Genomic DNA, 25724 nt, shown 5'->3' with positions numbered 1-25724 from the left:
AATATGAAAAGATTGGTTATATTAAGCGCTTGCCTGGCAATCAGTCTTGCCGGCTGGGCACAAGGAAACAGAAATGATTCCCTGAGAATGGACAGCATCATCCATTCCCTCCCCGATGTGATGGTAAAAGGCAACCGACCTATCGTAAAGGTAAAAGGGGCGACATTGACCTATGACCTGCCTCAACTCATCAAAAACCATCCGGTGGACAATGCCTATGAAGCCATCAAGCAACTGCCTGGCGTGAGCGAACAAGATGAAGCCTTGACGCTCAACGCCCAATCCGTAACCGTGATGATAGACGGCAAAACTTCCACCATGACGAGCGAGCAGCTCTATTCGCTTCTGAAAACGATTCCTACCAGCCGCATCGCCAACGCTGAAGTTGTCTATTCAGCCCCAGCCCGCTATCAGGTAAAGGGACAAGTCATCAACCTCCTGCTGAAGCACAACACAGGCTTTCACTCCCTGCAAGGCGAGTTCTTCGGCGGCTACACCCACCAGAACCGCAACAGTTACACAGAGCGCACCTCCTTGCTCTTCACCAACAAGAAATGGGAAATAGACATGCTCTATTCCTTCGGTCATGGCAAGAGATATTATTACTATGAAAATGAGTTTGCCCACACCTTGACTGATGGCACTTCCTATGCCTTCTCTACACATAGCGACAATATCAAACGTCATCTCAACCACAACATCCGACTGGGAATCAACTATCATCTGGCAAAGGATCATCAGCTCAGCTTTGCCTACACCTCACAACTCAATAACACGAGAGGAACTTCAGAGGATGATGGCGATTTCACATCCCTTCTCAGAATCCATGCCAAGAGTCAGTTTCACAATTTCCGCCTGGATTACTCCACACCATTCGGCTTCTCGGCAGGAGCAGAATACACCTATTATAATTCACCGGATGAACAATGGCTGAAAAGCAGTCTCTACGATGAGATTTACGACATCACAAGCCAGCAACGAATCGACAAATGGTACGCTTACCTCAAGCAGGAGCACGACTTAGGAAAAGACTGGGGCTTGAACTACGGCATCAATTACACCACATCAAGAGACAAGAGTTCGCAGGAAAACAACAACAAGTCTTCTGATGGCAACACCATTCAAACCGAAGATCAAATGTGTTTCTATGTCGGAGCCAGCAAGTCGTTCGGCCAAAAACTCACGATGGAAGCATCGCTCATGGAAGAATATTACCACACCCCAATCTGGGATGAGTGGAACCTCTTCCCTACACTCTCCATCACCTATCTTCCAAAAGCTGGACACATCATCCAATTCGACTTGGATTGCGACAGAGACTACCCTACCTATTGGTCGGTGAAGAATTTCACCACCTATAATGCGGGCGGATATGGAAAGATTGTAGGAAACCCGACGTTGAAGCCATCACGAGACCTCAGCCTCTCGCTTACCTATATTCTGCACAGCAGATACGTGGCAAGTCTCTTCTTCAACAACTCGAAAGATGAATTTCGTCAGCTTCCTTACCAGAGCGACAAGAAGAAGGAGATGGAATACAAGCATGTCAACTTCGACCATGTAAACCAGGTAGGCTTGATGCTCACAGCTCCAATCAACATAGGCAACTGGTGGCAGAATCGCCTTACCTTCACTGGCGTTTATCAGAACGACAAGAATTCCCACTTCTATGATCTTCCATTTGACCGCAGCAAATGGTTCTGTCAAGCCCAGTGGAACGGCACTTTTCTCTTAGGCAAGCATGTGCTTCTCAACCTCGATGCTTCCGTCCATACCGACGCCATCCAAGGAATCATCGACATCCCAGCCTCAGGCTATCTCAACGCTGCCCTCACCTGGAAGCCTCTCAAGGACGACAAGTTCCAGCTGAAAGCCTACTGCAACGACATCTTCGAGACAGGCGACAACCATCTGCACGATACCTATCGAGGTCAGCACGTCATCAACAACATGTACTTTGGCAGAATTATCGGCCTCTCCCTCACCTATCGTTTCGGCGGCTACAAGGCCAAGCAGCATGAAGAAGTAGATACTTCCAGATTTGGGAAATAAAAGAAGAAAAGCTCACCAAGACCATCAAAGTCCTGGTTAGCTTTTCTCTTTTCATATACTCTATTCAAGTTTCTTTACTTCAAAATATTGACATATCCCTTATTCTGTACCAATTCAGAATTTAAATCGATGCATTTCTGAGGAATCGGGAAGACGGTGGTGTAGCCGGAAGATTCACCCTGAAGAGGCGTACGGAGATCGTAGGCACCGGTGAATTTGCCGAAACGGATGAGATCCTGACGACGCCATCCTTCCCATACCAACTCCAGCAACCGCTCTTCCAGAATGTTATCGAGCGTAGCCTTACGGTAAGGCATTCCCACACGGGCACGAATCCTATTCAACTCCTCATCACCATTCTCTCCGTTTCGGACCTTTGCCTCTGCCTTCATCAATAAAGCATCTGCATAGCGGAAAAGAACTATATCGTTACTCTGCAACTTGCCGTCCATATAAGAGGTTCTATCCACCTCATACTTCGCCATCCTCGCTCCAGCCGTCTTGACAAACTTACTGTTGGTCAGGTTTTGAGCCACTTCAAAAGGCTGATACTCCAACGGCTTTCCATTATCCATCAGCAGTTCATGACCATCTACCTTTACCACTCCCGCCACAAAGTTCATCTTGCAACGGGCATCTTCATCAGCCTCGCCATAATGATTGGCTTTCATCGTAGAAATCGTGGCACAGGTACCATTCTCACTTCCCCATCCCAAGACACCGCCATGCGTATAATGGTAAGAGCGGAAGAGATAATGGAACTGGTTGGTATAGATATTCTTATCCATCGGAATCGTGAAGATATTCTCCTTCGATGTCTCATTATGCGTAGAGAAATTGAATGAATCATCCGACTCCAGGACATAGCCTTCTTCTGCCAGTTTATCACAATAATAAATGCAGGTTTCCCAGGCATTCAACTTCCTGCAGTCCACCTTATCGCCATTGCGCAAAGAGGCAGCAGAAGCCGGCACAGAGAAATGAATCTCACTTCCCTTCGGACGGCTCGCATAACCCTGGGTCCAGTCATCATACATATAGATTTCTGCATTCAAAGCCAACTTCGCCAACAGAAAGTTGACTACCGGCTGGGTGATGCGACCATAATAATTGCCTTCCTTATTGCTGTGCTGGTCGGGAAGTGAAGGCAATACCTGCTGCAACTCCTGAAATACAAACTGGAAGATAGAACTGCGATCTGTCTGACCTTGGAACAGGCTGGAATGGAGCTGTTCTGCACTGGAAAGGACCAATGGAACCCGACCGAACATGTCCATAGCATAGTAATAGAACATAGCCCGGATGGCTCTTACCTCAGCCCGATATTCCTCCTGCTGTGCGGCAGAAAGCAGGGCCGACTTGTTGCTGATAATATCCAAAGACTTATTAGCCAGCACGATAACCTTATAAAGGTACTTCCACGTATCATAAAGAGACTGGTCATCGGCACCCCACCGATGCTGGTACATGGCATTCCAGAGGCCACCATCATACCAGTCGCCGCCTCGAATCGGAATCATCGCCTCATCGGTGGTCAGCGTATTATAATCGTAAATGCCACGGCAGGTGCCCTGGAGGCCCTCACTCTCGTTAGCTCCACCTATATAATTATAGAGAGAAGCCACGGCATTGATATAAATATCAGATGCAGAGCCATAGATGGCATCCTCGTCCAACTGATCCTTAGGATGTTCGTCCAGGCAGGATGTCATAGACAATGCCGCCAGCAGTAGAAATAAAAATCTATATCGTTTCATAACTTTCTGATTTTAGAATTGAACACTTAAACCCAATGAGAAGGTTCTGTAAACAGGATAAGTCCGCTTATCATCAATACCCATCGTACTGTTCACCACGTAGCTGTTAATCATCGGAGTCAAGCCGCTGTAACTGCTGATGGTGGCAAGATTGTTGACACTCGCCGAAACTCTGAGCGACTGCACCACGCCCTTTCGGATAGGGATATCATAGCCCAGCGTGAGATTCTCTAAGTTGAGATAATCGCCCTTCTCCAGCCAATAATCAGAAACATTCTGGTCAACGATATTCTTCTCAGGAGCTCCCATCAGCACATTATAATCCGGGAAACTCGACATATTGGTGTAGGCTAAGCCCGTACCATTGAATATCTTATGTCCGAAGGCTCCGTTCATCTGCAATGAAAGATACCAGTCGCGATAACGGAAACTGATATTGGAACCCAACGTTACCTTAGGAGTAGCCTGACCGGCAATATATCTGTCACCGCCATCACTCAAATCTACGGTTCCGTTCTTGTCCAAATCTTCGATATCATAGCGGTAATGCCCATTTCCATCTTCTATAATTCCCTTGCAATGAGGAAGATAGAATACCCCCAAAGGCTGACCAACTATCTGATAGACCACATTGTTGTAACCACCATGCTGACCGGCACCCGACAAGGCACCCATCGCAGTAATATCGGCTGCCGACATCTGCATTCCGTCATATTCACCACTCAGCGAGAGGAGTTTGTTCTTCTGCCAGGAGAGATTCATATTGATATTCAGTTCCATGTCCTTCTTCTGGATAGGAGTGAAGGAAACGCCGACCTCCAAACCCTGGTTGCTCATAGAACCCAGGTTTGCCAACAGTTTATCATAGGCAAAAGGCGGAACCGGCACATCATAGGCATAGAGCATGTCGGTGGTCTTGGAATAGTAATATTCTGCCGTCAGAACCAGCCGGTTGTTCCACAATCCCAAATCAGCTCCGATATTCCAGGTAGCGCGGGTTTCCCACTTCAGATCAGGATTATTATTGCTAATCATTCCCATCGTAACCGTAGGAGAACTGTTCACCGAAACAATACCATTCTGCCGTACCGTATTCAAAGTGGTATAAGAAGATATTCCGCCAAGATTACCTGAGCGTCCATAGCCCGTACGCAGTTTCAGCATGGTAATTTTCTGGAGAGAACGGAGCCATTTCTCCTGCTTCATATCCCAGGAAAGAGAGACGGATGGGAAGAAACCCCAGGTATGGTCATTGCCCACCATCGAAGAACCATCGCCACGCATGGAAACCGAAAGACTATACTTATTATATAAGGTGTAGTCGACATTGCCCATCACAGAAGCCAGGGTCGGATCTTCGTAGTTGCTGTCTGTCCCACCGAAAGGCCGTGATGCAGCAGCACCTATGTTATGGTAATACATGTCGTTGTTGGTGATTCCCTTCGCAGAAGTTCAGGCTCCACTACACTCACCGAACCTGATAAGCGCAAGGAGTCTAGGCCTTCAATGTTCACAGACTGAGCACTGAGGGTTTGGGGTGCAAGAATCATCGCACCCATCGCATAAAATATTGTTTTTAACTTCTGTTCCATAACTATTTCATCGTTTAGTCAAGGTTCAAATCGATTTTCGATTGCAAATATAATAAAAAAGAGTGATTCAAAGTCCATTTCCTTGAAAAAACTTCAAAAAAAAACGCAGGTCTAAGAGTTAAGACAGAAGAAAAGCTCACCAAGACCCTCAAAGTCCTGGCGAGCTTTCTCTTTTAATATTTGCCGGGAACCACACGCATGGTATTGGTCTGGGAATCCCAACCCTCGAAACTCTGACGAGGCAGACTGATGGTTTGTCTTAAATGTTATAATCTTGGTTCTTGTGATTGTTTTCAATCTCGGTGACAAAGTTACATTTTTATTTTTGAAACCGCCTCCCATTTTGGCAGCAAAGTTTAAATTAATTATACTTTGCTGCCAATATTGTCATCAATCCGACACTGGCACGCAAGTTGCTCAACATAAGAGTGAAAGCTGAAGCTAAAAGATGAAGGAGTTCGAAAGGACAACGGAGTTTCGAGGCGAAGGCAATCAAAAGAACAGATAAATAAATAACAAGCAGAAATCCCGACGGGACCGCAAGGAACCGAGAGGACGAGTAAAATAAAATTGGAGGTTTTAATTATGTTGTTAGCACGTAGAAATAATAATTCAGATTGGTTGAGTAACTTCTTTGATGATGCATTTTTCAACACAGAGTTGATGCCACGTATGAATGCTACCGCTCCAGCCATTAACGTAAAGGAGACCGAGAAAGCTTACCAGATGGAGATTGCAGCCCCTGGACTGAAGAAGGAATGGGTTCGCATCAACATCGATAACGATGGCAACCTGAATGTGGCTATCGAGAACAAGATGGAACACAAGGATGAAGATAAGCACGAGCACTATCTGCGCCGCGAGTTCTCTTACAGCAACTATCAGCAGAGCTACACACTCCCTGAGGACGCTGACCGTGAGAAGATTTCAGCAAAGGTAGCTGATGGTGTTCTTGAGGTTGAGATTCCAAAGCTTGCTCCTAAGGAGGAGGCTAAGGCTACCAAGAATATCGAAGTCAAATAATCATCTCCCATAAATGATTGAGGCAGATTCCAAGGCAATTTGGAACCTGCCTTTTTTTGTTCCCTTACCTGAGCCACCACATTTTTCATCTACCTTATTATAGTGGTTTTCATCTATCCATCAGGATATTTCTTCCATAAATCTTGTGGGGGTCATAATTAATATGTAATTTTGCAGGCAGAAAAGCAGATATGAAAGCTTCTGCTTATAAAATTCATAACATTTATATAAAAAACAGATGAAGAAAACAATTCCAGTAATAGGCATGGCTTGCAGCGTATGCTCTGCCAATGTAGAAAAGAAGCTGCAGTCGCTAGAGGGCATCAACTCCGCCTCGGTTTCCCTGGCGAGCCGAACTGCCCTGGTAGATTATGACCCAGACATTATCTCTCTGGAAGATATGAAACGGGAAATCAGCAACGCCGGCTACGACCTCGTCATCGAAAGCAACAGAAGCGTGGAGGAAATCAACCGCCGTGAGTTCACCCTCCTGCGCCGCCGAACCCTCGCTTCCTGGCTCTTCGCCATCCTGACCATGTGTTTTTCCATGGGTTGGATTTCCCTGGGTATGGAACAGAATATGATTTCAGATGGCGTTGCCTCGGCTCATCACTCGAGTTCCTTCGCCAACCAGATCTGTCTGCTCCTGGCACTCGCCAACCTGCTCTACTGCGGCAAACAGTTTTACGTTTCCGCCTGGAAGCAGCTTTTGCATCATACGGCAAACATGGATTCGCTCGTAGCACTCAGCACCCTCATCGCCTTCCTCTTCAGCACCTTCAACACCTTCTTCGGAGAAATGGTATGGGGAGCGAGAGGCATAGAATGGCACACTTATTTCGATGCTTCCGTGATGATCATCACCTTCGTGCTGACCGGCAGATGCCTGGAAGAAAAGGCGAAAGACAGTACGGCGAGCAGCATCCGACAACTGATGGGAATGCAGCCGAAAACTGCCCGACTGGTGACTTACGAGAAGATAGAAGGCACCAACGACTACAAGATGGAGGAAGTTCCGATTTCCACCATTCAGATAGGCGACATGATAGAGGTAAGAGCCGGCGAGAAGATTCCGGTGGATGGCGTGGTTACCCAGGCAGAGAGTTTCATGACTCCCGATGCTGCCTATGTAGATGAAGCAATGATCAGCGGCGAACCGACTCCGGCGATGAAAAAGGCAGGCGACAACGTGCTGGCTGGCACCATTCCGAGTCAGGGAAAGCTCCGCATGAGAGCCAAGCAGATTGGCGAGAACACCGCCCTGGCGCACATCATCCGCATGGTTCAGGAGGCACAGGGCAGTAAGGCGCCCGTGCAGCGCATCGTGGATAAAGCGGCTCTGATTTTCGTTCCAGCCGTGGCAGCCATCGCCCTCATCACCTTTTTTATATGGTGGCTGATAGGCGGCAACGCTGCTCTTCCGCAGGCCATTCTTGCTGCCGTAGCCGTATTGGTCATCGCCTGTCCTTGCGCCATGGGCTTAGCTACTCCTACCGCCCTGATGGTGGGCATCGGCAAGGCGGCGCAGAAGCAGATTCTCATCAAGGATGCGTCGGCGCTGGAGAATCTCCACAAGATCAACGCCCTCGTCATCGACAAGACCGGCACCCTCACCATTCCTAACCAGAACATCGATTTCACCAAGCAGGAGGATTTGGACCTGGAGACGAGAGAGACCCTCAAGCCTCATGCCCAGGAAGCGATGAAGCAGTTGCAGGACAAGGGAATAGAGGTTTATATGATGAGTGGCGACAAGGAGGAAGCGGCTCATTACTGGGCAGAGAAAGCCGGCATCAAGCATTACCAGAGCAAGGTGCTGCCTGGCGACAAGCAGGCATTGGTAAAGAAACTTCAGGACGAAGGCAAGCAGGTAGCGATGGTGGGCGACGGAATCAACGATACCCAGGCTCTGGCCCTTGCCAACGTGAGCATGGCGATAGGAAAGGGAACGGATGTGGCGATGGATGTAGCACAGATTACGCTGATGAGCGATGACCTCTTGGCGCTTCCGGAAGCCGTAAAACTGAGTCAGAAGACGGTTCACATGATTTGGCAGAATCTGTTCTGGGCGTTCATCTACAACATCATCTGCATCCCGCTGGCAGCCGGCGCCCTTCATATCTTCGGCATTGATTTCCAGATAACCCCGATGTGGGCAAGTGCCCTGATGGCCTTCTCCAGCGTAAGCGTAGTGCTTAATTCATTGAGGTTGAGATTAGCGTAAAATGAAAGAAAATCCCATGATTCCTTGGCAGTTTCAATAAAAAAGTGTATCTTCGCAGCAGAATTGCAATATTGCGTCCACGACCTTATAAAACGTAAGAAGATGGCAAGATTTATAGACCCACGTGTCGATTGGGCTTTCAAGCGAATCTTTGGAAGCGAGGACACGAAAGAATGTTTGATAACATTCCTCAACGGACTGTTTGAAGACGAGTTGGTTATCAAGGACGTGACGTTTGCCAAGACCGAAAAACTTGGCTTGCGCCCCGATGACCGTGGTGTGGTCTTCGATGTCTATTGCGTCACAAACGAGGGCAAGCATATCATCGTTGAGATGCAGAAGAAAGAACAGGAATACTTTGCCGACAGGGCATTGTATTACACGGCACGTGCCATTGTGCAGCAGGGCGTTCGTGGAATCTGGGACTATCACTTGGCTCCAGTCTATACGGTGTGTTTCATGGATTTCGTGTTGGATAGCCCTATACTAAAGAAATTTCGTACCGACCTGGTGCTTACCGATTTGCAGACACACCAGCGAGTGTCCGACAGGATGCGTATTGTGTACCTCCAGTTGCCATTATTCGACAAGCACACGGAGGCAGAGTGTATGGATATATTTGATTGTTGGATTTATATAATGAAGAATATGAACATGTTTGAGCAGATGCCATTCAGCGAGAAGTATCCAGTCTTCCGCAAGTTGGCAGAGATAGGCGACCTCCGCAAGCTCTCCCGCGAGGAACTTGAGCTTTATGACGAGGACATCAAGAATATGCGTGATATATATGCCACCAGAAAGTTTGATGAGAAGAGAGGAATGGAAAAAGGAATGGCGAAAGAAAAGATAGCCACAGCTTACCGCCTTTTGTCAATGGGACTTTCTGAAGCGCAAGTATCAACGGCCACAGAGCTTCCACTGGAGGAAATTCAGAAAATAAGAAAATAAGAACTAGCTTTGAAAAATTGATTTATGAGACTTCTTGGCATTCAAACCAAGAAGTCTCTTTTATAAATATAGACAACACACTTTTCCTATAAATCAATAGTTAAAAACTACACTCTTTTCCTATAAAAACGAGGGCTGGAAACCACACTTTTCCGAAAAAAGCGGTATTTTACCCTTATAAAACATGGATTTTACCCATAAACCACCCCTTTTTAGTAAAGGTGATTTTCATGATAACCGTAAAGGACTTTTAAGGGATTGGAAAACCTTAATGACCGATAATGACCTTGACCTTAATGACCGGAAAATGCTCTTAAGAGCAAGAAAAAGTGGTTCCGATGGCACTTTTCACCCCTTCAGAAGGCAAAAATAAGAGGGGGAAAAGGCAGAATGAAAGGGGAAAAACAAGGAATTTCTTGATATATTTTGTCAAGATTCTAGTAAAAAGCAAGAAAACTGGGGTAGAGAGAAGAGGAATATGTGCTGTTCCTACAATACAAAACATGGTACAAACCGAGAAAACGGCACAAGCTAATTCACTGATTATCATCATATTACAATCACCCACCGCTTCTTTCCGAATAACTTTCAGAAGCCTAATCCGGTCATTTTCGGTCACGGTCATTTTCGGTCATTTTCGTTTTCGGGGGCGCAAATCTCCCCTATAGTATTATATAAATATATATTTATATAATACTATAGACCCAAATGACCGAATCATTTTTGAAAATGACCGAAAATGACCGTGACCGAAAATGACCGCTTTCCAAAGATCAAAAAACGATTCCAAAGGCAGCTTTTGCAATCAGATGCAAAAACCGAAAACACTTATACATCTACACATCAGTTACTTACGAACTATTTTTCAACATTCTACGGGAAAAAGCTTGCTTTCAGCTCCGGATTTTTGTATCTTTGCACCGGCAATCGAAAGAACAGTCTTCTTGTGCCAAGAGTCGGTCATCTATGGAGACCGAAGCTGGTCTTAATAGATGGCAGGCGCCGGTCATCAATGAAGACCACAAAATGGGCAGGAAACGGCTTTCTGGGGAATTGTGATTTAAGGAACTTTTAAACGCAGACTGAGCATGATCAACTTCAAGAAAGACTCCAGCATTACAAACAAGTGGGGAGAGTTATTCCTCCCCCTCTACCTTGCAACAGTCGAATCCCATCTCCTTGGCTTTATCAGGACCAAAGGTAAAGTAGATGGCTTCGCCCTCATCACAAACCTCGCCTTTGGAGTTCTCCAGAGTCAGGTGGATAGTAACGATATTACGGCGCTGACTGGCGATGTGACCACGCACCGTAATCTGCGAATCGGTGGTCATCACAGGCTTCTTATACTTCACGTTGAGCTGCATCGTCACACCCGTGGTCTGCAGTTTGCGGTTGATAACCCAGCCTGCCACTTCATCCATCAGCATACTGATGATTCCGCCATGCAGGGTATTGATCCAGCCCTGATAATTCTCGCCGGGATTCCAGATGGTAAGCACATCCTCACCCTCTTCCCAAAACTCAAGATGCAATCCTACAGGATTGTTGGGGGCACAGCAAACGCAGTTGTAACCCTCCTTGTTCAAATATGGATTTAATATCTTCTTCATTTTTCCAACTGATTAAACTGATTTTTAACTGATTTCTTACTGATAAAACTGTTTAAAGACCACGCAAAGGTACGAATAATATCTGATAAGGCAAAGTTTTTAAAAAATATTATTATTAATTCCCGCTGATTACCTGAAAATAGAGGGTCAGACGGAGCCCAAACTGTTTAGAATAAATAAAAATACCTAGAAATGAGGATAAAGATAAAGCCTCCACTATTTAGAAGAAATGAAAATACCGTTTATTAAGTATTGCAGGATTTTGAAATACCCAGTACCTTTGCAGCGTGAATTAAAGATACTCGCAAGCGGCAGGCAAGTGCGCAAGAAACAATATAAAAACATAAAAGAAATGAAGAGATTTTTTTTTATTATTTTAGGCAGCATCAATATTTGCCTTGCTCATGCACAGAGCTTTAACGGACAGTATATTTCTGAATGGCAATGGGACATGAACAAGAATACCAATCTGATCAATCAGCTGAGATTGGAACTGAGTGTTCCGATAGGAAAAGGAAAGGATTCGTTCGAGGCGGCTACGCTGCATGTGGCAAAGACCAACGATGGCATTATTGATGACTGGCAGGGATTTTCGAACATAGATGCAGACAATAACTTCGCCATGCTTGCCGTGCTGGGCTACATGCACGAGTGGAATTCGGGCCATCTGTTTGTAGGTGTGAGAAACGTGAACGAGGATTTCTTCACCTCTGATGTTACGGCTCTTTTCCAGAACAGTTCTGAGGGAATTTTTCCTACCGTTGCTTCCAGCTATCCGATAGCCAACTATCCGTATTCGGGCTTGACCCTTTACTTTGATGTAACCAAGGGAAAATGGACTTTCAGAAACAGTCTGTATAATGGTGCGGGATATAATGGCTGGAAAGCTCACGACAATCCTTTCCTGGTCCGCCCGAAGAAGGATGGAATCTTCAATATGTCGCAGTTGGAGTACAACGATAAAGGTGGAAAATATTTTACAGGTGCTGCCGTTCATACCCGTCAATATCCGATAAACGAGGATGGCGAAATGGTTTCTGCCGATGAATCCAAGGGCAAAACAACCTGTGCCTGGTGGGTCTATGGAGAGCAGAGTGTATGGAAGGCTGGCGACAAGAACATTTCGTGCATGGTGCAATATTCCGAGAACACCAGTCATCAGAATGCCTGCTACCGATACGCAGAGTTGGGCGGTGCCTATCAGGACGAGAAGAACGAGTGCGGCTTGTCGGGCCAGTACGCCCGCTTCCAGCAGGGTTCAGAATATTCGCTGGAAGTAACCTGGAAAAGACAGCTGACGGAATCCATTTCCCTTCAGCCATCGTTCCAGTACATCAAAAATGACAATGGAGATTTCACGACGCTCAGTGCCCGACTCTATGTCAGTTTCTAGCAATCCATTTCGGCAAGACCAGGGTGCCCATCACCAGGAAAGGGTAATAGAAGATGGCGCGCCAGAGCATGGCGGCGAGGATGGCTACCGAGGCATCGGGCAGGAAATCGGCATAATAAAGGCGGAACATCAACTCCGCCACGCCACTTCCGCCGGGCGTAGGACTCAGGATGGAAATCATCCACATCACCCATTGCCTGCACCAAGCCACCAGCATGTTGCCCTGACAATGGAAGGCTACGAGAATGGCTACCACGATGGCGAATCTCGACAACCACGCCAGGGAAGTATAACCCATCAGCTGCAGCCAGAATCTTCCGCCCTCCAGCTTTGCCTCCTCCGAAGCCATCGTCATCTCCTCGGAAAACTTTTCTACCTTCGGCAGAAACTTATGGAGAAAAGGAATCTTGCAGCACCCCTTCAATACCCATCCCAAAATTTGGGGACGATGCAGCAACAAGAGATAGAGAATGGCTGTCCAGACAACCACAATAAGGGTGCTGACGATGAAGACAACCTGTACTCCACCCTTGATCCATTCGTTTGTTGTATCCGTAGAAATTCCATCTCCATCTGCCAGACTGAAAAGCAGATGCGATGGAACACAGAAATACAACAGGCAGCAGCTGATGGCAAGGAATGCCTCATCAGCCAGCAGGGCTGCAAACATAGTGAAGATGCTTCTGCCCATCGATATCCCCTCACGGTTCAGATAGACAAAAGCCAAGCCACTGCCACCCACCGCCGAAGGAGTAACGGCAGAAGTAAACTCACAAAGTACATTGATGCGAAACGCCTCGGCTATCGACAACTTGCGCTGGCAAAGATGTCGGAAACGGAGAGTGAGCATCAGATTCTGGACGGCAAAGAGCAATACAGCCAAACCTACCCCCAGAAAAAATCTCGGAGACAATTCTATCCTGCTCAAAACTTCCACGTCAAACTCCCGAATCATCATTCCGGCGATGACCACCAAGCCGATGGAAGCCGCCACCCATAAATGCCATTTTTTCATATTATTCTCAAAATAAAACTATACCTTAATCATATATAGTAATATAACGATTAAATGGCCAATCTATTTTGTTGTCTGTCTATTAAATGTTGATATCTATCCAAAACTTCTACAGCTATGTCATTCCAAGAGCGCACCAGGGGCTCCGCGGCTCCCTTTGCTGCCCAGGATATGCCTTTATAAAATGGGGCCTGCTGGCAGCATTCCCATAACTGTCGAATAAACTGGTCGTTCTGATGGGCGGCATTCAGATACTCCTTCCATTTGCCATGATGCCCGTAATAATCGGTCTCGCAAAACTCTACGAAGAAGGTATAAGTTTCATATTTCAAAGATGTTAGAGAAGATAGTTGCCCTTGCCCACCTTCTCATTAAGATAAGATAAGACAGGAAATCGGCTATCGCTTTGTCCAGTCGCAGATAGGTATCCTCAATCTCTACGGCATGAGTTCCTACCTGATGACCGATATAATTGGTGCTGGAACAGCTTACTGCCAGCAAGTCGGTTTCATCATCAGCACCCAACTGCTCGCCATCTACCGCAGCCTTCGCCAAGTCTATCGTGAGCGAATTGCCGAAAGGAGTCTTTCTGATGATTGCAAATGCCAACGCAATAAAACCTAATACCTTATTCATTTCTTTATTTCAAATTACTGTAATACTTTTTACCGATGCAAAGGTATTTAAAGGATGTTTCTATCGCAGTACAAAGAAATGAAAGAGTGAAGAAGAAATGCTGATTACAGAAGCTGTTCCAGAACATCAAGAGAGGGAGTGTCATGAACTTATGACACACCCTCTCTTCCTTTTTTTATTCAAATTCGGTACTGAAACCGGAATCTGGAATGGTTGGGGAATCGATGATGAATGATGCGGAAGAATGGGTAGAGAGGAACGGACCTTTATAGATGGTCATCTTTCCCTTCACCATGTGGACGTTTTTGAACGACAGTTTTTTTACCACTTTATCTTCAGTATCAGTAGTCTGGGTATTCAGCGTGATATCCGTTACATCATCCGCGCCCAGGAAGAAATAGATGCTGAAAGTAAATCTTTTTGCCTTGAACCGATCGCCCGAGATATCGTATGTCTTGGTCAGGGTTGCCGGCTGGAGACAATGGCCCGTAGATGGATCGAAGACATTACCGCAGTTGCCGGTAATCGTACATTTGAACGACTTGATGTAATCTGGACGAATTTCTGATCGGCTGTCCAATTGCAATACGGTTACTCCACGTTTCAGGATGCAGTCGTAGTTCTGGCTTTCTTCTCTATCTTTTACAGCAATATCCTGATAGGTATAAAACATATCTGTGACCACATTTTTCGGGAAGACGACCTCAGTCTTTGATTTGATGCTTACCTTGTTGTCTTCTGAAGGCTTATCAGTGGCAGCGGCGATAGCCACCATCTTGTAATTACCTCTAGGCACATACAGTTTCACCTGTCCGAAATTCTTGTCGGTAGAAAATTGGGTTACCAAATACATCGTATCTTTATCTTCCGGAAATAAGGCTACTTCCAACTCAGTAATCTGCTTGCACTCACTCAGGTTCTTCGTCCCACCAGTGTCTGCACGGGTAATCCAAGGAGATGCTGCCTGAGCTACGTCAGCAGTACCTGCTCTGGATTCAATTTCTGAGATTGATTTCTCGAAGAAGTTGAAGCTAACTTCCAGTTTGTCACTTCGTGATGAAGAATCCATCACGCCATCCTCTTTACTACAACTTACTACTAGTAAGGCTGCAATAATAAGCCATAGGCTTTTAGTTAAAAATTTCTTCATAGATTTTAAATTTTGAAGAAATACGCCAGAATATCTGGTATTGTCTGCTATTACCCATCTAGTTGATACAGCTAGCTGTTTTTCTGTAGTAGTATTGATGCGAAATTACTAAAATTTTGAATACGCTGTACTCCTCGCCCCCTATTTTTTAACTATCTTAACGAAGTTTTTACCTGATTAAACAAATAGGGGGCTTTTATGGGCACTTATAGACTACTCCTGCTCCACCTTCACTCCCGTAATCCGGCTCTTGAAATCGCCAGCCTTCTGGAGTGGGAACACCAGCGTGCGCTGATAGTGCATCTTGGCAGAAGGATTATACACGATAGGCTGAGTGGCAGTAGCATCACTCTTCTGGAATGTAGCCAGGTCTTTCTGCTGCATCGCATAAAGAGTGATAGGACCCAACTCCTCGCGCAATTTGCCATCCACATAAAGACAGGTCTTCCTGTTGTCGCCCGTAATCGCCAGAGTTACCTTCTTGCCCTTCTCTACCCTGTAGTTGAACTTGTTGAGATAACCCTCGTGGGCAAAACCAAGCTGACCGCTTTCAGGGTCGGCAAGATAGAAGGTGGCGTTATCTGATGAGAACAGCACCGTGCCCTTCGGCTCATCGGCTCCCTCGATGGTGAACTCCACCCGATAGCCATAGCCCACTTCCTTCTCGCCCGTGGTCTGACCAGGGTTCAAAGTCTCTATTCTGAGCTGCTTGCCCTTCTGCCAGCGTGCTGACTCGTTTACCGCTGGAGCCTCGCTGAGCGCAAGGCGAAGACGATTGAAATCTTCAAAGGAGAAAGATGTTGCAGCACCCGTCCAGCACTTTGCCGACAGCGTCTGCAGGGCAGGGAACAGTCGGTCGTGAATATCCTTCACCGTAATGCCGTTGCCCGCATGGTCGTTCCATACGGCAAACATTCCGCCGAGAATGGCAGGGTCGTTCTCCTCGAACTTCTCGTTGCCAATCTGCGCCGGAGTCCAAGAATCGTAAAGATACCGGCAATTCAGGTAATCGTAATAATAGCCCGCTGCCGGAACGATGTAAACCAATCCGTCAGGAATGCTCACCAGTTTATAGCCCAGGCGCTTCATCTCCTTCGGGTCAGCATAACCATTGTACCAGCAATGCATCATCACGTTCTCCGACTTCACCTTGGTGTCGCCCTTGGCATGAGTAAGTGCGCCCCAAACGGCTGCCTGCTTGCCAAACGACTCCACATATTTAATATAATGGTCGGTGAAATAACGGAATTTCTCCACCACCTCCTTCTTGGCGTTGGAATACTCATCGGTTCCGATATGCACTACCTTGCCCCGGAACACGGGGTTCTTGCCCTCCAGATACTCCTTGAAGAGCCCATCCACAAACTTGTAGGTATCGGGATTGAAGAGGTCGAGATGATCCATGCCATATTCCCTGGAACCGATTTCCGGCTTGTAATGGGTGAAGGCGAGCGAATGGGCAGGCACATCTATCTCGGGGATAATGTTGACGCCATACTGCTCTGCCAGTTTCTGGAGTTCGATGAACTCAGCCTTGGAATAGCTGCCATCTTTCGCCGTAAGTCCCGGATAGGTGTCGCATTCCAGGCGGAAGGCTGCCGGAGTTTTCGCCCAATCGTTACCGAAGAACTGTCGGAATCCATTATCGTTGAGATGAATCTGCAGGGTGTTCATCTTGTAATAAGACATCATCTTGACCAGCGAGCGCAGATAAGACATCGGGATGAACTTTCTGCCGCAATCCATCATGAAGCCTCGCAGCCCATAGGCAGGCGTATCCTGGGCTGAACCCTTTGGCAGCACGAAACCTGCCGAACGCTGCTGCTCTGAAAGCTGCAGCACGGTGCGGGTTCCCCATACCAGTCCTTCTACCGAAGAAGCCGTGATGGTAGTTACGTCGCCGATGGTGAGGCGATAGCCTTCCTTGCCGAGCAGTCGGGCTGATTTCTTATCAGACTGGAGCACCAGCACGATGTCGCCGGCAGAGGGCTTTCCCGTCTTAGGCGTGAGCGGTCTTCCCACCAGGTCGTGGTAATCGGCAGCAAAGAGTTTCGCCACCTCCTGGGCGTTCTTTCCGCCCTTCACCACGTATTTGCCCGATGGGGTAAACATTCCCTCTGCCCCGCTCCATTGCTTGAGTTCAGGGATTACAAAAGGTTTTTCGTTGACCGTTGCCCAGCCACACGAAAGCACCAAGGTGCAGCAAGCCGTCAGCAAGAGACGCTTGAAATCATTTAGGTTTTTCTTCATACTTTACTGTTTTAATCATAAAGATAAAAAATGCGCTCCATCATGTGCCACTTCTCATTGCTCGTAGCACCCTTGCCGCACTTCTGGAACTTGCCTACCACTTCCTCCCACTCTGCCTGTCTAGGAAGGGTGGCGAGCTCTGCCATCGACTTGTCCCAATCGAAATCTACAGGAGCATCCACAACCATCACCAGTCGGTTGCCGAAGATGTAAATCTCCATCTCCAGGATTCCCACCTGTCGGATTCCGTCACGAATCTCCTTCCATTGCACACCTTCTGAATGCAGGCGGCGATACTCGCGGATAGCCTCCTCATCAGATTCCAACTCCAGCCACTGCACGTAGCGTTTGGTGGCTACAGGATACTTCTTCTGTTCATAACCTTTCATCATAATCATTAGGGTTTTAAAGATTAAACATTATATTATCTGCAAAAATAATGCAAGCGAGCGCAATATAAGCTTGCTTACAAATTGCCGAGCGCAGCTTATTTTCTGCAAAAATATGAAAAAAAATTGAGGTTAACAAGCCAAGTTACCGATATTTTGTTTATTTTTGCATTATCATTGCAGAAATGCAAGTTATGATTTACAAAACAATTCTATAAGATTAAAAGAAACTAAAGATTTACGATATGAAGAAACTACTTTTATCCATCGCCTTTCTGCTCTCTGCTATGGGAATGATGGCGCAGACTCAGGTAAAGACAGCCGAAGGTATTCTCGAAGGAAAAGACCTCTCAGGCATCACAGTTTTCAAGGGTGTTCCGTTTGCAGCCCCTCCTGTGGGCAATCTCCGCTGGAAGGCTCCTCAGCCAGCCCAGAAATGGCAGGGCGTGCGCGAGGCAAAGGAGTTCGGACCGAACCCGATGCAGGAACCTATCTTCGGAGACATGAACTTCGGCACGAAGACAAACAGCGAGGATTGCCTATACCTTAATATATGGACTCCTGCAAAGACCATGAAGGAGCATCTGCCGGTTTTGATTTATTTCAACGGCGGAGGACTGATGGCTGGCAGCGGAAGCGAACCTAGATATGCGGGCGATGCAATGGCGCGCGAGGGAATCATCTCCATCACAGCCAACTATCGTGAAGGCATCTTCGGCTTCTTCGCTCATCCTCAGCTCTCCAAGGAGACCTCCTATAAGGGTTCCGGCAACTATGGTTTCATGGACCAGGTGGCTGCCATCCAGTGGGTGAAGGACAATATTGAGGCCTTCGGCGGCGACCCTAACCGCATCACCATCGTGGGCGAATCGGCTGGTTCCATGTCTGTAAGCGCCCTGATGGCTTCCCCTCTCTGCCAGGGACTCTTTGCCCAGGCTATGGGTTCCAGCGGTTCGGTGATGGGATTCAAGAAGATTGCCACCCAGAAGGAAGCCGAGGAGAAAGGCGTGCAGCTTGCCCAGAAAATAGCAGAGAAGATGGGTAAGGAAACAGGCAAGAAGGTGAAAAAGAACGTAGGAATGAAGAACCTCGCCGAACTTCGTGCCCTGCCTGCCGAGAAACTGATGAAGCTGGCGGGCATAAGAGCCGTTCCGGTCTATAACATCGACGGATATTTCATGAAAGAACAGCCTATAGAGGTATTTGCCAAGGGCGAACAGACCAAAGTGCCTCTGCTCATTGGCGGTAACAACCAGGAGATGACTCCATGGGCGGTATTGATGGGCAAACAACCTACCGTTGAAAATCTGAAGGCTGGTGCCAAGGCTACTTTCGGAGAAGAGAACATCGATGAACTCTTCCGTCTTTACGGAATCAACAGCGACAAGGATGTACTGGAGCAGCCGGGTGTAGATCTGGCTTCAGATATCTTCCTGGATTATTCCACCTGGAAGTGGGGCAACATGCACAAGCAGACTGGCGGACAGCCAGTTTACCGCTACCGCTATTGTCATCCCCGGCCTGCGATGGCCATCAAGGGCAAGGTGGCAGCTTTGGCTGGCGGCGTGGTAGATGCCAAGGAAGGTGCAGCTCCTGCTCCACGAGATAAGGGTGCCGTTCACTCTGCCGACATCGAGTATGCAATGGGCACATTGCCAACCAACCGCGTATTCGACTGGCAGCCTGACGATTACATGATCAGCGACATCTTCAACCAGTATTACGTCAACTTTGTAAAGACCGGCAATCCGAATGGTCTGGGTCTGCCTGAGTGGCCATCCACCAACGGCAAGGCCGTAGCCCCTGTGCTTCAGATAGATGTGAAGACAGAAGTGAAGTCTGATGCCCAGATGGAGAAGCGCTATGATTTCATCGACAAGATGTTCTGGGAGAAGAAATAAGTCTCATTATAGATTCAATTTATAGATTCAATCAGAAATACAGATGTTTCAGAAATTCATCATCAATAGAGACGGAGTGCTGAAGTTCGGCCACGTCTATCTTCACCGTGACATGCTGGCCTCGGGTGAGCAATGCACCTACGGCGGAGGTTTATGGAAAATTGATGAAGGCAGGGGAGCCATCGTTCTCTATGGAAGAAGTTTCGACTTCGGTCCTCCCGATTTCGACTTTGTGAAACAGATAGACTGGACGGGCTTGGGGGGAACCCCTCGCCCGCTGCTCTATCTGCCGCATTGGCCTAACGAGGAAGAGATTGTGCCCATCATCATCAATTGAGAAAATAGTATAATATTCTATAAATTCTATGCAAAAAATTTGCTCTTAACAGATAAAAGCGTATTTTTGCGAAAAGAATTCACTTAAAAAGCAGTATAGTATGAAAAAGAAATTAGTTTTGACTGCAGCCGTTATCGCTGCATTGTCTGTTGTCTCTTGCAACGGCAAGAAGACAAATAATAAGGAGGCTGACCAGGATAGCCTCAGCTATGCAGAAAAAGATTCGCTCAATTCGAACGATGTGGTTCTCGATTCTATCGCAGGCACTTACGAAGGTACTCTCCCTGCTGCCGACTGCCCGGGAATCAAGACTGTATTGACGCTTAATGCCGACAGTACATACCAGTACTCAGCTGACTATCTGGAGCGCAAGGACGGTCACGACGAAGCAAGCGGTATCTTCAAGGTATTGGCTAACAACGTAGTAGAAATCATCCGCCCATCCAGCGGCGAGACTACTTACTTCAAGGTGAAGGATGCCAACAGCCTCATCATGACTGACTCGCTCGGTACTGAGCCTGAAGGCGCTATGGCTAAGCACTATGTGCTGACCAAGAAGAAGAAGTAAGCTATTCACATCTAAAAAAAAGCACCCATCTCATACTCAGAAAGCATCTTTTCTGCTTCCGGAATACGAGATGGGTGCTTTGCGTTGTGGCAGTTGACCCAATTTTATTGTGGCAGTTGACCCAAATCCGTTGTGGGAATTGGCGGAATTATTTCTTCTGATACACCCTTACATAATCGATGAAATACTTCATCGGAAGAGCGGAATCATCGATTTCGCCACCATTATCACTGCCCAGAGCAAGATTGAGCAGGAGATACTGCGGCTTCTTGAAAGGCTGCTCGCCATTGCCCAGCTTGCCATTCACCGCCTCTGCCTGACTAATCTCGTTGAGAAGTTCATCGTCCAGATAAAGACGGATGCTCTGCTCATTCCAATCCATGCGCCAAACGTGGAACTTATCAGCCCATTGCGAATCACGATTGGTGAAATGGGTGAAAGGGATAGCCTTGCTGTTCCATTTCGCCGTCCAAGGCTTGTCGGTACCCCAGCAGGCATTGGCAAGGATATGAGGCACACCCTGCCTGCGATAATACTCCATCATATCGATTTCTCCATTCGACGGCCAGTCCATGCCGCGTCCCAGAAGCCAGATGGCAGGCCAGGCACCACCCGCTGTAGGAATCTTTGCCCTAACTTCTACCCTACCATAGAGAAACTCCTTCTTCTCTGCCGTATTCACCGAGGCAGAGGTATAATGAATCTTCTCGATGTTCTCAGGCCATCGGCTGCTGTTCTTCCTGAAACCGGGATTTCTGCGAGACTTCTTCTCCTTGCGTGCCTCGATTACGAGATTGCCATCCTTGCAATAGGCATTGGCTTTCTGATACCATTGCGCCTCGTGGTTGCGCTTGAATCCCTCCTCGTAGTTCCACACCTTGGAATCGAGAAGTCCATCGGTATTGAACTCATCGCTCCATACCAGTTTCCAGTCATTCTGAGCCATCAGGGCAGATGGAGACAAAGCCATCGCCAACACTCCGAACGCCATTCCCATTTTCTGCTTTACATTCATATTGATTGATTGTTTTGTTATTAATTTCCAATGATTGTCAGTTTCACGTATAATCATAGATTCAACAATACTGATGATTACTGAATCAATGATGCTTATGATTACCTAAGATGAGGCAAAAATACAAAATTACGATAAGAAAGAAGAGTACTTTTCGAGAAATCAGGAGTACTTTTCGAGAAATCAGGAGTATTTTTCGAGAAATCAAAAGTTATATTCTACATTCCAATATATTACAAACCCGTTACATTCTCATCTTTCACGTTAAATACAATTAAGTTTTGCACCGGAACCTTCGCTATTCCAGATATTTTTCCTAATTTTGCGTCCACGTTTCTAACGGATGAAATGAATATGAAGATTCAACTATAAAATTAGGTATTATATAAAATAGACAAGGAAAAAAGAAAAATGGAACATGTTTTTACTGAATCGATGTTTTTGGTGGGCTTCGTGATATTCATCGCCGCCATACTCGTATTAGACATGCTGGTCATCGACCGAAAGGCGCATGTGGTTTCCATCAAGGAAGCCGGCTCCTGGACGGCTGTATGGATTATTCTCGCACTTGCCTTTGCCGTGTTCATCTACTTTCATGGCGACATGGTGCACGGCATTGAGAACTTCGACGACCTGAAGCTGATAGCCTCGCGCTATGCTTCTCATCTCAAACTGGATCCGAACGATTATGAAGGGAGTCTGCAGCAATATCGCCACTACATGACCATCTCTTACATCTCGGGTTATCTGATAGAGAAGACGCTCTCGGTGGATAATCTCTTCGTGATGATGATGATTTTCACGTCGTTCGGAGTGGACAAGAAAGATTACCAGCACGTATTGAACTGGGGTATTCTGGGAGCCATCGTGCTTCGCTTCGTCTTCATCTTTGCGGGTGCTGCCCTCATCAGCCGATTCGCCTGGATATTGCTCATATTCGGAGGATTCCTGGTTTACAGCGGCGCCAAGATGTTCCTCAACAGGAACAAGAAGGAAGAGATCAACGCCCTCGACCATCCGGTGGTGAAGTTCATGCAGCGACGCCTGCATCTGGGTCCGCTGGTAATGACGGTGGTGTTCATCGAGTTCTGCGATCTGATATTCGCTTTCGACAGTATCCCTGCCGTGTTCTCGGTTTCGCTCGACCCGTTCGTGGTGTTCTTCTCCAACATCTTCGCCATCCTGGGCTTGCGTGCCCTCTTCTTCCTGCTGGCAGCGATAGCCGATAAGTTCCGTTACTTGAAGGTGGGCGTGAGCGTGCTGCTGGTGTTCATCGGTGTAAAGATGCTCATCCACGATTTCTTCGAGATTGATGCAGTAAGTTCGCTGGTATTCATCATCCTCGTATTGCTCGTCAGCATCGGAGCTTCGGTGGTGATTCCACAGAAAAAGGAAGCTTTGGAAAATGCGAAATAAGACTCAGAAACATAAAGTTATCTTTTAGAAAATAAAAAAGTTCTGTCTGCAAATACAATGATGCAAACAGAACTTTTTGTTTATTAAATTAATCTTCCTAATACCTCCTCAACGGTCTATACTTTATGGTATAAATATGGTTGAAATAATCCTTCCATTCATTCGGCTCCTTGTCATCATCCCGAACTATCCGGATGCCATAAAACCTGGTGCCCGTTTCCTTATACTCCTTGAACCTCGCCAACATCTGCTGCGGCGGATTCGGAATCAGGAAATCCGTAATCCAAAGCACATCGGCATTCACATAATGCAGACCATCGTTATCCAACAAATCAAACATCTGGTTCATCATCTTCTTAGCCGAAGTTCCTCCACCTATAAAAGGCAGATGGGTTGTTGTAGGCTGGCGCCTGATACCACGCCCCGTATGAGCCTGACCATCAGAAAATAACCCGGCTGAAGATGCTGGAATTTCAGAAGTTCCAGAAGATTCAGAAGTTCCGGGAATTCCAGGTGATTCATAAGTCTCCATAACCGTGATTCCTATTCTCTTCAACCGCTCCGCCTTCCGCTTCGCCATCAGATCGATGGCACGGGTGCTCACGGAGAAATCTATCAGAAAGCAATCCCGCTCCAAATCCTCTGCCGTTTCTTCCAACAGGGATATCAGCGTAGAAGAAATCCTTTCAGGCGTTCCATACATACTCGCCGAAGTATCCAGACAAACTATCATCGGACCCTTTCGGGAAGCATGGGTAAAGCCGAGTTTGCGGGATGGCTTTGACATTTCGCTCTTGTAACGGAAAGTCTGAAGCCTGCGGGTTCGATACTTATAGATAAAAAGCCCCTCCATATCCTCATCGCTGTATTGCGCCAACTCCAGCGGAAGAAGCGAGTTGAGATCATCGCCCACGGTAATGCCCTCGATGTCGCTTCCTGCGGAATGCTCCATCTTCATCTCCACCCCCGAAGCGATGGTGAGCCTATCTTTGCCGTTGGCATCTGCCACACGACCCATCTTCGCCACAATCTCCTTGATTTCCGGATATTTATCCTGAATCTTCACCTGGTTCAAGCGGCGTTCAAACTCCGTTTCCGTCCATCCGTTCGTCATCAGTTCCCAGGCCTGTACGGCTCGCTGCTCCGAAACGCCCTTCGTCTTCATGTTGCGGGTTATCTGGTCCATCATGCGAACCAATCCCGTTTCGAAATTATTCTGACGGAGAGAAATAAAATCCTTCAGCTTGCTAAGCACCTGATGGTCGATGCACACCTTCCAGTCTCTAACCAGTCGCTCCCAGTTTTCGGGTTTCGAAGCTCCATCGCCAGCCATCAGTTTCAGGAAGAAAGACTTATCGAACCCATCCTCCTGGTGTTCCTGCTCCAACTGGTCGATGAGCGGAAGCCACACCTGCTCATCCATTCTCTTAAAGGGAGTCCAGTCGAGCACATCATCAGCCCGATGACTTTCGGTCCAGGCACGTTGGCGTTGGAATCGCATGTGATGAACGCATTCCACGATGAACTTTCCCACACAATCATAGAATACCTTGCTCTTGATTTTGCTGTTCACCACCTGGCGCACGAATTTCTGCACCTCTTCACCAGTTTCCGGAATCGTCACTTTCAGGGTAAAGAGATGAATGAGATAATCCTTCAGCGGGTCTTCCTTCAAATTCCAAGGCATGGCGGTGCCTGTCGGATCAGGAATCTTCACCTGCCCCGACTTGCAGAAGTCATCCAGCATCTTCAAGTAATACTGCGCTTCCGCCAAGTCCTTGTTATTCTGGAATTTCATCTTATTCAATATTTTTCACCAAATCGGTAAAAAGCCTCTTATATCTTATAGGAAGACTAAGCCTTCTCTTTCTCCATCAGATATTCTGCGAAGATTCTTGCAGCACTCTCCACTTTGGCAGCGCAAGGGCGAGACTTGTAGTATTCTGCCGTTCTTGCCGAAGCCACATAGCTGGATTGTGCCTTCTCATGACCCTTCAAGCCCAGAATCTCGGCACAGATGATACTGCCATTCTGCTCCTTCGATTTGGCTAACAAATCCTGCACCACCTTGTAGCAGGCCGACTTTCCCTCGCGATCATCCCCCTCAGTCTGTCCGCAATCCAAGCCAACGAGCACCACTATGCCAGAAACGGCTCCACACATCATTCTCATTCTGCCAACTCCACCACCGAAGCCGGCACCAATGCGCTTTGCCATCTCATCATCAAGACCATACAAATCGGCAAAGGCAGCCACCACCGACTGGCAGCAGCCATAGCCCTGCATAAAATTCTCCACCGCCTGGTGAACACGAGCCTCCAACTCTGGAGATAAAGTTATCTGTTCGTTCATCATGTTTTTGTTCTTCTATATAAGTAACTGTTCAAAATTAATTTTATAAATATGAATAATTCACGAATAAGTTCGTACCCACAGACGCCAAGGCCA

General features: G+C 47.1%; 19 protein-coding genes and 1 pseudogene. 9 read left to right on the top strand and 11 right to left on the bottom strand.

Annotated features, from left to right (window positions below):
* Positions 1-3: 3 nt before the first annotated feature.
* Positions 4-2052, top strand: a complete 2049-nt coding sequence (locus AAAT87_RS11060; RefSeq protein WP_349226441.1) for an outer membrane beta-barrel protein — start codon at positions 4-6, stop codon at positions 2050-2052.
* A gap of 74 nt (positions 2053-2126) precedes the next feature.
* Here the strand turns inward: AAAT87_RS11060 and AAAT87_RS11055 are convergent, their stop codons facing one another.
* Complete coding sequence (locus tag AAAT87_RS11055) at positions 2127-3809, bottom strand: RagB/SusD family nutrient uptake outer membrane protein (RefSeq protein WP_349226440.1); 1683 nt, start codon at positions 3807-3809, stop codon at positions 2127-2129.
* A gap of 12 nt (positions 3810-3821) precedes the next feature.
* Positions 3822-5255, bottom strand: a pseudogene (locus AAAT87_RS11050) (TonB-dependent receptor domain-containing protein); the annotation flags it as partial.
* 731 nt (positions 5256-5986) lie between these two features.
* On the opposite strand from AAAT87_RS11050, the gene AAAT87_RS11045 reads away from it, so the two are divergent.
* The 3 genes from AAAT87_RS11045 to AAAT87_RS11035 all read left to right on the top strand — a co-directional run bounded on the left by AAAT87_RS11045 (position 5987) and on the right by AAAT87_RS11035 (position 9596).
* Positions 5987-6424 (top strand): Hsp20/alpha crystallin family protein, encoded by a 438-nt coding sequence (locus tag AAAT87_RS11045; RefSeq protein WP_264967282.1) that lies wholly within the window; start codon positions 5987-5989, stop codon positions 6422-6424.
* A 238-nt stretch (positions 6425-6662) separates the two neighbouring features.
* Entirely contained in the window at positions 6663-8648 is a 1986-nt protein-coding gene (locus AAAT87_RS11040; RefSeq protein WP_349226439.1) for a heavy metal translocating P-type ATPase, read from the top strand.
* Between the two features lie 102 nt (positions 8649-8750).
* Complete coding sequence (locus AAAT87_RS11035; RefSeq protein WP_349226438.1) at positions 8751-9596, top strand: Rpn family recombination-promoting nuclease/putative transposase; 846 nt, start codon at positions 8751-8753, stop codon at positions 9594-9596.
* A gap of 1136 nt (positions 9597-10732) precedes the next feature.
* Here AAAT87_RS11035 and AAAT87_RS11030 read toward each other — a convergent pair.
* Positions 10733-11206 carry a PaaI family thioesterase gene (locus AAAT87_RS11030; protein ID WP_006848268.1) on the bottom strand — a complete coding sequence of 158 codons (474 nt, stop codon included), beginning with the start codon at positions 11204-11206 and terminating at the stop codon, positions 10733-10735.
* 352 nt (positions 11207-11558) lie between these two features.
* Here AAAT87_RS11030 and AAAT87_RS11025 point away from each other — a divergent pair, with 352 nt between their 5' ends.
* Positions 11559-12599: a carbohydrate porin gene (locus AAAT87_RS11025; RefSeq protein ID WP_349226437.1), complete on the top strand. Its 1041-nt coding sequence runs from the start codon at positions 11559-11561 to the stop codon at positions 12597-12599.
* Here the strand turns inward: AAAT87_RS11025 and AAAT87_RS11020 are convergent.
* From AAAT87_RS11020 to AAAT87_RS11000, 5 genes are all read right to left on the bottom strand, one after another.
* On the bottom strand, positions 12589-13614 hold the full coding sequence (locus AAAT87_RS11020) for a lysylphosphatidylglycerol synthase transmembrane domain-containing protein (RefSeq protein WP_349226436.1): 1026 nt from the start codon (positions 13612-13614) through the stop codon (positions 12589-12591). The two genes, AAAT87_RS11025 and AAAT87_RS11020, sit on opposite strands and share 11 nt — an antisense overlap.
* A 321-nt stretch (positions 13615-13935) precedes the next feature.
* Positions 13936-14250 (bottom strand): alkaline phosphatase family protein, encoded by a 315-nt coding sequence (locus AAAT87_RS11015; protein ID WP_349226435.1) that lies wholly within the window; start codon positions 14248-14250, stop codon positions 13936-13938.
* A 175-nt stretch (positions 14251-14425) separates the two neighbouring features.
* Positions 14426-15400: a FimB/Mfa2 family fimbrial subunit gene (locus AAAT87_RS11010; RefSeq protein WP_349226434.1), complete on the bottom strand. Its 975-nt coding sequence runs from the start codon at positions 15398-15400 to the stop codon at positions 14426-14428.
* 213 nt (positions 15401-15613) lie between these two features.
* Entirely contained in the window at positions 15614-17650 is a 2037-nt protein-coding gene (locus AAAT87_RS11005) for a beta-N-acetylhexosaminidase (RefSeq protein WP_349226433.1), read from the bottom strand.
* An 11-nt stretch (positions 17651-17661) separates the two neighbouring features.
* Positions 17662-18039: an L-rhamnose mutarotase gene (locus AAAT87_RS11000; RefSeq protein WP_428848579.1), complete on the bottom strand. Its 378-nt coding sequence runs from the start codon at positions 18037-18039 to the stop codon at positions 17662-17664.
* 245 nt (positions 18040-18284) lie between these two features.
* On the opposite strand from AAAT87_RS11000, the gene AAAT87_RS10995 reads away from it, so the two are divergent.
* From AAAT87_RS10995 to AAAT87_RS10985, 3 genes are all read left to right on the top strand, one after another.
* Positions 18285-19940, top strand: coding sequence for a carboxylesterase/lipase family protein (locus tag AAAT87_RS10995; protein ID WP_349226432.1), 1656 nt, complete (start codon positions 18285-18287; stop codon positions 19938-19940).
* 43 nt (positions 19941-19983) lie between these two features.
* Entirely contained in the window at positions 19984-20277 is a 294-nt protein-coding gene (locus AAAT87_RS10990; RefSeq protein WP_295025013.1) for a hypothetical protein, read from the top strand.
* 100 nt (positions 20278-20377) lie between these two features.
* A complete protein-coding gene (locus AAAT87_RS10985) occupies positions 20378-20845 on the top strand; it encodes a copper resistance protein NlpE (protein WP_349226431.1) in 468 nt (155 codons plus the stop codon).
* Between the two features lie 148 nt (positions 20846-20993).
* Here the strand turns inward: AAAT87_RS10985 and AAAT87_RS10980 are convergent, their stop codons facing one another.
* The gene (locus AAAT87_RS10980; RefSeq protein WP_428848578.1) at positions 20994-21836 is read right to left on the bottom strand and encodes a glycoside hydrolase family 16 protein; all 843 of its coding nucleotides are present in this window, start codon (positions 21834-21836) and stop codon (positions 20994-20996) included.
* Positions 21837-22271: 435 nt separating this feature from the next.
* Here AAAT87_RS10980 and AAAT87_RS10975 point away from each other — a divergent pair, with 435 nt between their 5' ends.
* Positions 22272-23276, top strand: coding sequence for a TerC family protein (locus AAAT87_RS10975; RefSeq protein ID WP_217762218.1), 1005 nt, complete (start codon positions 22272-22274; stop codon positions 23274-23276).
* A 97-nt stretch (positions 23277-23373) separates the two neighbouring features.
* Here AAAT87_RS10975 and AAAT87_RS10970 read toward each other — a convergent pair whose 3' ends face one another.
* Positions 23374-25074 carry a vWA domain-containing protein gene (locus AAAT87_RS10970; protein ID WP_349226430.1) on the bottom strand — a complete coding sequence of 567 codons (1701 nt, stop codon included), beginning with the start codon at positions 25072-25074 and terminating at the stop codon, positions 23374-23376.
* A 56-nt stretch (positions 25075-25130) separates the two neighbouring features.
* Positions 25131-25631, bottom strand: a complete 501-nt coding sequence (locus AAAT87_RS10965) for a C-GCAxxG-C-C family protein (protein ID WP_117662128.1) — start codon at positions 25629-25631, stop codon at positions 25131-25133.
* Between the last annotated feature and the right edge of the window lie 93 nt (positions 25632-25724).

Source organism: Segatella sinensis, assembly GCF_040095255.1.
In the GTDB taxonomy this organism is placed as follows: Bacteria; Bacteroidota; Bacteroidia; order Bacteroidales; family Bacteroidaceae; genus Prevotella; species Prevotella sinensis.
The sequence above is the reverse complement of the archived record's forward strand: the minus strand, read 5'-3'. Positions and strand labels throughout refer to the sequence as shown.